At 41.8% G+C, this 6,952-nt stretch carries 6 protein-coding genes; all 6 read right to left on the reverse strand.

Translation table 11 applies throughout. The annotated features are described in order from the left end of the window. Positions 1–93: 93 nt before the first annotated feature. Positions 94–948: a crotonase/enoyl-CoA hydratase family protein gene (locus ACFVSH_RS21145; RefSeq protein ID WP_387598999.1), complete on the reverse strand. Its 855-nt coding sequence runs from the start codon at positions 946–948 to the stop codon at positions 94–96. Between the two features lie 214 nt (positions 949–1,162). Continuing rightward, the gene (locus ACFVSH_RS21150) at positions 1,163–2,155 is read right to left on the reverse strand and encodes an ABC transporter ATP-binding protein (protein WP_387599002.1); all 993 of its coding nucleotides are present in this window, start codon (positions 2,153–2,155) and stop codon (positions 1,163–1,165) included. 13 nt (positions 2,156–2,168) lie between these two features. Next, the gene (locus ACFVSH_RS21155) at positions 2,169–3,182 is read right to left on the reverse strand and encodes an ABC transporter ATP-binding protein (protein WP_387599005.1); all 1,014 of its coding nucleotides are present in this window, start codon (positions 3,180–3,182) and stop codon (positions 2,169–2,171) included. A gap of 49 nt (positions 3,183–3,231) precedes the next feature. Then, positions 3,232–4,161: an ABC transporter permease gene (locus tag ACFVSH_RS21160; RefSeq protein ID WP_260287535.1), complete on the reverse strand. Its 930-nt coding sequence runs from the start codon at positions 4,159–4,161 to the stop codon at positions 3,232–3,234. Then, complete coding sequence (locus ACFVSH_RS21165; RefSeq protein ID WP_141994689.1) at positions 4,161–5,090, reverse strand: ABC transporter permease; 930 nt, start codon at positions 5,088–5,090, stop codon at positions 4,161–4,163. The genes ACFVSH_RS21160 and ACFVSH_RS21165 overlap by 1 nt, the downstream gene beginning before the upstream one ends. A 133-nt stretch (positions 5,091–5,223) precedes the next feature. Further along, positions 5,224–6,858 carry a peptide ABC transporter substrate-binding protein gene (locus ACFVSH_RS21170; protein ID WP_387599009.1) on the reverse strand — a complete coding sequence of 545 codons (1,635 nt, stop codon included), beginning with the start codon at positions 6,856–6,858 and terminating at the stop codon, positions 5,224–5,226. Between the last annotated feature and the right edge of the window lie 94 nt (positions 6,859–6,952).

Raw genomic sequence — 6,952 nt, forward strand, 5'->3', positions numbered from 1 at the left:
GAATAACCCACTAAGAATAGAAACCCTAATTTATCCGAAAAGTAAAAATTATCACGCACTTCCGAAGCTCTGGATTCCCTGATATTACCCCATTCATTTCTTCTCCACTTCATAGGTTCGGTCCGTTCCCCATGGATAAAACGGTGGCATATCAGTGCTGCTTTTCATTTTGAATTCGGCTTTCCTTTTTTTGAGGAAAGCTTCAATCCCTTCGAGTGCATCCGCTTGTTTTCCGGTCCAATGAATCATTTTCGATTCTATTTTGTGTGATTCAACAGGATGGTTCGCACCAAGCATCGTCCACATTAACTGCCGGGATAGCGTCACAGAGACGGAAGATGTATTTTCCGCAATGTCAGTTGCAATTTCCATTGCAGCCGACATCAATTCGTCTGGCTCAACGATCTTATTTACCAACCTTCCCTCATTTGCTTCACTGGCCGAAATCATCCTGCCGGTAAAAATCCATTCGGAAGCTTTACCCATTCCTACAAGCCTAGGTAAGAACCAGCCGCTGCATGCCTCCATGGTGATCCCCCGCCTCGCAAATACAAAGCCCATTTTTGCATTTGATGAAGCAATTCTAATGTCCATGGGCAAAGTCATTGTTATCCCTATCCCGACTGCCGCTCCATTAATGGCGGCTATCATAGGTTTCTTCATCTCAAAAATCCGTAATGACAGCATTCCCCCTGCATCGCGATATTCAACCAAAGGAGTGTGATCCATAAAGGTTTCTGCACCTTTTTCCAAATCCATCCCAGCACAAAAAGCATCTCCAGCGCCAGTTAAAATGACGGCTCGTACGTCATCATTTTCGTCCGCTTCATTAAAAGCGTGAATCATCTCTTCACACATTTTTTCATTGAAAGCATTCATTTTCTCAGGACGATTAAGAGTAACAATCATGACACGATCGACGATTTCACTAGTTATCGTGGAATACACTAACAATCCCTCCTTCTCTCACAAATCGAAAAAATTCTATAGAAGTTAATTTTTACATATAATTACATATTATATGTTTTATTTTCAGATTCCTAGTAATTTATTTTGACATCCCGATAATTAATTTAAATCTTCAGGTAATCGCTCCTATTCTAATAACATTTTACATAAGTGTGTAAAAAAGACCAGTTGCAAATGCAACTGGTTTTTTTGTTTACCAATATAAATGACAAGCAACGAAATGCCCTGGTTTTTGTTCTTTCCATTCAGGTACAGCACTGGAGCATATCTCCATCGCTTTAGGGCAGCGAGTTCGGAATACACAGCCGCTCGGCGGATTGATGGGACTTGGTACATCCCCTTTAAGTACGATTCTTTCCCGTTTAATAGTCGGGTCTGGTATCGGCACTGCAGAAAGCAAAGCCTGTGTGTATGGGTGAAGCGGATCTTTCGTTAAAGAATCACTATCCGAAAGTTCCATCATTCTTCCAAGGTACATGACTAAAATTCGATCTGAAATATATTTGACCATTGATAAATCATGCGCGATGAATAAATAAGTCAATCCCATTTCTTTTTGAAGCTCTTTTAATAAGTTGACCACTTGAGCCTGTATTGAAACATCCAAGGCAGAAATAGGTTCATCACAAACGATGAATTTAGGATTTAAAGCCAAAGCCCTTGCAATTCCAATACGCTGGCGTTGTCCCCCACTGAATTCATGGGGAAAACGAGTGATATGTTCCGGACTTAATCCAACCAGCTTTAACAAGTCTTCCACCCGTTTTCTTCGCTCTTTACCTTTTGATATCCCATGAATGGCAAGTGGCTCCCCAATCAATTCCTCCACCTTCATCCTTGGGTTCAAGGATGCATAGGGATCTTGGAAAATCATTTGTATTTCACGGCGGATATGTGACATTTCCCCAGGTTTGTAATCGAAAACATTTTTCCCCTGAAAAAGAACTTCTCCATCTGTCGGTTCATAAAGCCGAGTGATTGTACGGCCTGCTGTCGATTTTCCGCAGCCGCTTTCCCCGACAAGACCGACAGTTTCCCCTGGATAGATTTTGAGATCCAAACCATCCACCGCTTTCAGCGATTGAGAACCAATAGGAAAGTACTTTTTCAGATTCTTTATTTCAACAAGAGGAGAATTTTCGTTGTCCGTCATTTCTTTTACGACCTTATTTTTCAGTGAAACCATTGGTTCTCCTCCTTTATACATTAGTCCGTGCTTGTACCTGTGCTGCCTTTGCCATTGGGTGGTGCAGCCAGCATGCGGCTGTCTGACCTTCTTCCACTACTTCAAGCTCCGGATCATGGTCTTTGCACACTTTCATTGCTGATTCACATCTTGGATAAAACGGGCACCCTTTTGGCGGATCCAATAAATCCGGTGGTGATCCGATAATCGGAACCAACGGAGCCGTTTTTTCCATATCGAGCCTTGGCACCGTTTTAAGCAGGCCTCTTGTATATGGATGCTGCGGGCTTGAAAATATAGCTTCTACCGCCCCCGTCTCCACGACCTTGCCTGCATACATGACGACTACCCGTTCACATGTTTCCGCAACCACACCTAAATCATGAGTGATTAAAATGATGGAAGTATCCATCCTTCGTTGGATATCTTTCATCAGTTCCAAAATTTGCGCTTGTATCGTTACATCCAATGCTGTTGTAGGCTCATCGGCAATCAGCAATTTCGGTTCACAAGCAAGGGCCATTGCGATCATCGCCCTTTGGCGCATACCACCTGAAAACTCATGCGGATATTGCTGCATCCTTTTTTCCGGCTGAGGTATACCTACCAGTTTGAGCGTTTCCAACGCCCGTTCATATGCATCATTTCGGGTCATGTTTTTATTATGCTTTAAAATACCTTCCATGATCTGGCTGCCGATTTTTGTCGTTGGATTGAGCGAAGTCATCGGATCCTGGAAAATCATGCTGATTTCATTTCCGCGAATCTTCTGCATTTCCTTTTCACTTATTTTCAGCAAGTCCTTACCGCCAAAGTTAATCGACCCTTTTCCATACTCTGTTGGAGGTGTTTCCAATAATCTCATGATAGATTTCGCTGTAACACTTTTGCCGCATCCGGACTCCCCAACAATGGCAACGGCTTCCCCTTTTTTCACATCAAAGTTCACGCCGCGAACCGCTTGCACTTTTCCTGCATAAGTATGGAAGGTGATGTGTAAATCATTGACTTCTAATAGGTTCTCCATCATCGTCCCTCCTATTCTAGTAATATCAAATCTTTATGTTAGGACTCATTTATTTCCGAAGTTTTGGATCCAGGGCATCCTGCAATCCGTCACCAGCCACATTGAACGCGAACATGGTTAAGGAAATCAATATTGCAGGAATTAAAAGTTGATAGAAGTTTCCTACCAGAATGCTTCCCAGGGCATCACTTGTCAATGTTCCCCAGCTTGCCTGAGGTGCTGGCACTCCCAATCCCAAAAAGCTAAGTGTAGCTTCGGCAAAAATAGCAGTAGGTACAGTCAACGTTAAATTGACAAGGATCGGTCCCATTGTATTTGGAATCATATGTTTTCTTAAAGTCCAGCTCGTGTTGGCTCCAGAGATGGTTGCGGCATGGATATATTCATTCTCTTTAAGTTGTAATACCTGTCCGCGTACAAGTCGAGCCATCGGAATCCACCCCGTAATCGACATCGCAATGATGATCGGCAGAATACCAGGTTTTAATACGACCATCATTAAGATAACCATCAATAAGTATGGGATCGCATAGATCACCTCGGCAAACCGCATCATGATATTATCTGTGCGCCCACCGCGAATGGCTGAAATCCCGCCATAAAGGACACCAATTAAAAAGTCTATCAGCGCTGCCATCAATCCAATGAACAAGGATATCCTCGCACCATACCAAGCTCGCGTAAATAGATCCCTTCCTGATGAATCCGTTCCAAACCAATGCTCGCTATTTGGGCTAAGATTCTTTTTCTCGAAATCTTGACCATAATAAGTATATCCGTTAATATACGGACCAAAAATCGCCATCAAGACCAAGAGGACTATAAGAACAAGTCCCGTCATCGCCAGCTTATTTTCTTTAAACCGACGCCAGACGTCAGACCAATATGAAACTGTAGGTCTGGCTATTTTTTCAGCTTCCTTAAAGTTGTCTTCTGCGGGTTGGAACATATCTTCGGTTAAATGCACTTTATCTGCCATTATTTCTTCTCCCCCGTCACTTTAATTCTAGGATCAATCAACGTATAGGCTATATCAACAATGAATATCAATAGGATAAGCACAGCACTATACACAATTGTGGAACCAAGAATGACCGGGTAGTCTCTGTTGGATATTCCCTTTACGAACATATCTCCCATGCCCGGAATACCAAAAATACGTTCAATGATGAAGCTTCCTGTCACGATATTAGCCGTAAGGATGCCCAGAATCGTTATAATCGGCAATAACGCATTCCGAATCGCATGTTTGATTATGACACCGCTCCGTTTCAATCCTTTGGCCTTAGCTGTCAAAATGTAATCCTGCCCCATTACTTCAAGCATGCTTGTCCGCATCAATCTCGCGATGAAAGCAAGCGGCATCATCGAAAGGGCAATGGAAGGTAAAATGGTATGCTGCCATGTCGCCCATGTAGCTACAGGGAATATGTTCCACTTTATCGCAAAATAATTGATTAAAATAGTCGCCAGGATAAAGTTAGGAACTGAGATTCCTACGATGGCAATGACCATTGATAAATAGTCGGGCCATTTATTTCTTTTCAGCGAAGCCACTACACCCAAAATCAGCCCAAAGAAGATGGCAATCACCAATGCTTGTGCCCCTAAGTGCAAGGACACTGGAAATCCCTTCAAAATGTAATCATTCACAGAAATCGATGAGGATTTCAATGAAGGACCAAAATCAAATTGAACGACTTCCAATAAATAATTCCCATATTGGGTCAACAACGGCTTGTCCAATCCATAGTGGACTTGAAGGTTTTCATAAACAGCAGGAGGCATAGCTCCTTCTTTCGCAAATGGATTTCCCGGAATCGTATGCATTATGATGAACGTTAATGTAATAACTGCCCACAAAGTAATAATCGCCCATTTAAAACGGTTTAATGTATATCTCAACATGGTAATCACCCCAATCATCGATTTTCTAAGGAGTTGAAAACGGAAATGAATTCATGAAATATTCAAATTCGCAATTGAAAAATGGGGTATGTCCTTAATCGGACATACCTCCCATTTCACTTTTATCACTCTCTTACTTTTTATCCGCGTAAATAAAGTTCGGATAAGCGTTAATCGGAGCATAGACTCCAGTAACATTCGATTTAACCATATATGGTTTTGTATAGAAGTAAACCGGAAGGATCGGCATTTCTTCAATCAGAACTTCCTCTGCTTTATGTAAAGCAGCCATACGCTCTTTTGGTTCCATTGTAGATTTTGCCTTTTTTAATAAACTATCATATTCTTTGTTGGACCAACCTGCATCATTATAAGCTCCGTCAGTTTCCCAAAGCATGAAGGTCATCGGATCAACATAGTCACCAACCCATCCTGCACGGGAAATTTCGAAGTCGCCGGCTTTTTCACGATCTAGCTTAACTTGGAATTCTGCATTTTCAAGTGTCACTTCAACACCTAGGTTATCACGCCACATCCCTTGAACGGCTTCAGCAATTTTCTTATGGGAATCTAATGTGTTATACAAAATTGAAAACTTAGGTAATTCTTTCATGCCTTCTTCAGCAAGACCTTCTTTTAACAATTTCTTTGCTTCAGCTACGTTTTCCTTAAACAGGTCGCCTGTATTTTCCTGGAAATCACCAGTTGCGTCAGGAATTCCCGGAGGGATTACACCAAATGCAGGCTTTTGACCGCCTTGAGCAACATTTTCGGTAATTTTTTTACGTTCGATAGCCATCGAAAGCGCTTTCCTGACCTTCGCATTGTTGAAAGGTTTTACTTTCGTATTGAAGTTGTAATAGTAAACAGCAAGTTCTGCGCCGTTTTTGAATTCTTTGTCACCGGAGTTAACCAATTGACCTTGCACGTCCACTGGCAGTGGATAAGCAATATCCAATTCGCCACTCTGATACATTTGCCATGCTGTATTTTCATCTTCAATTAGAGCAAAGTTAACCGCATCCAATTTGATTTTATCTTTATCGTAGTAATTTTCATTCTTTTCGATTTTCAGGCTTTCTTTATGTTTCCATTCCGTTAATTTGAACGGACCGTTCGAAACGTGTGTCTTTGCATCCAAAGCCCATTTTGGATTTTCTTCCTGCACCTTTTTATCGATTGGATAGAAAGTATAGAAAGAAGTCAAGTCAAGGAAGTATGGTGTAGGCTGTTCCAAAGTGACCACTAACGTATGTTCGTCTGTCGCTTTTACTCCTACGTCCTCTTCCTTCCCTTTCTTACTGTTGTATGCTTCCCCGCCTTTAAGATAATAAAGTTGGTAGGCATAATCAGCAGCTGTTTCCGGTTTCAAAGCATATTTCCAAGCATATTCGAAGTCAGTCGCTGTAAGCGGATCTCCATTTGACCATTTCAAACCATCTTTCAATTTGAATGTCCAAGTTAATCCATCTTCACTGATTTCCCATGATTCCGCAGAACCAGGTACGATTTTGCCCTCTTCCGTTTTCTTCGTCAGTCCCTCAAACGTATGTTCAAGGATCCATGATTCATGAGTACCTTGCGCATTGGCAGGGTGAAGCGAACCAGGTTCACTTGAGTTGTTTACGTTTAATACTTTTGATCCGGATGAGTCACCCGAGCCGCCTTCCTTTTCATTCGAAGTTTCCTTCGAACCGCCGTTGCATGCCGCAAGCATTAGCATGATGGCCATAAGAAGAGCAAGCACTGAAAATTTAGACTTTTTCAAAAAATATTCCCCCTATCTTTATTCTTTCTTAGAATATTCCCATTTAAGAGATTATCCTTCTAGCACCTATTAATCTTCCGTATAGTATATTATC

Origin of the sequence: Peribacillus sp. NPDC058002, from assembly GCF_042886655.1 — a bacterium.
GTDB lineage: Bacteria > Bacillota > Bacilli > Bacillales > DSM-1321 > Peribacillus > Peribacillus aracenensis.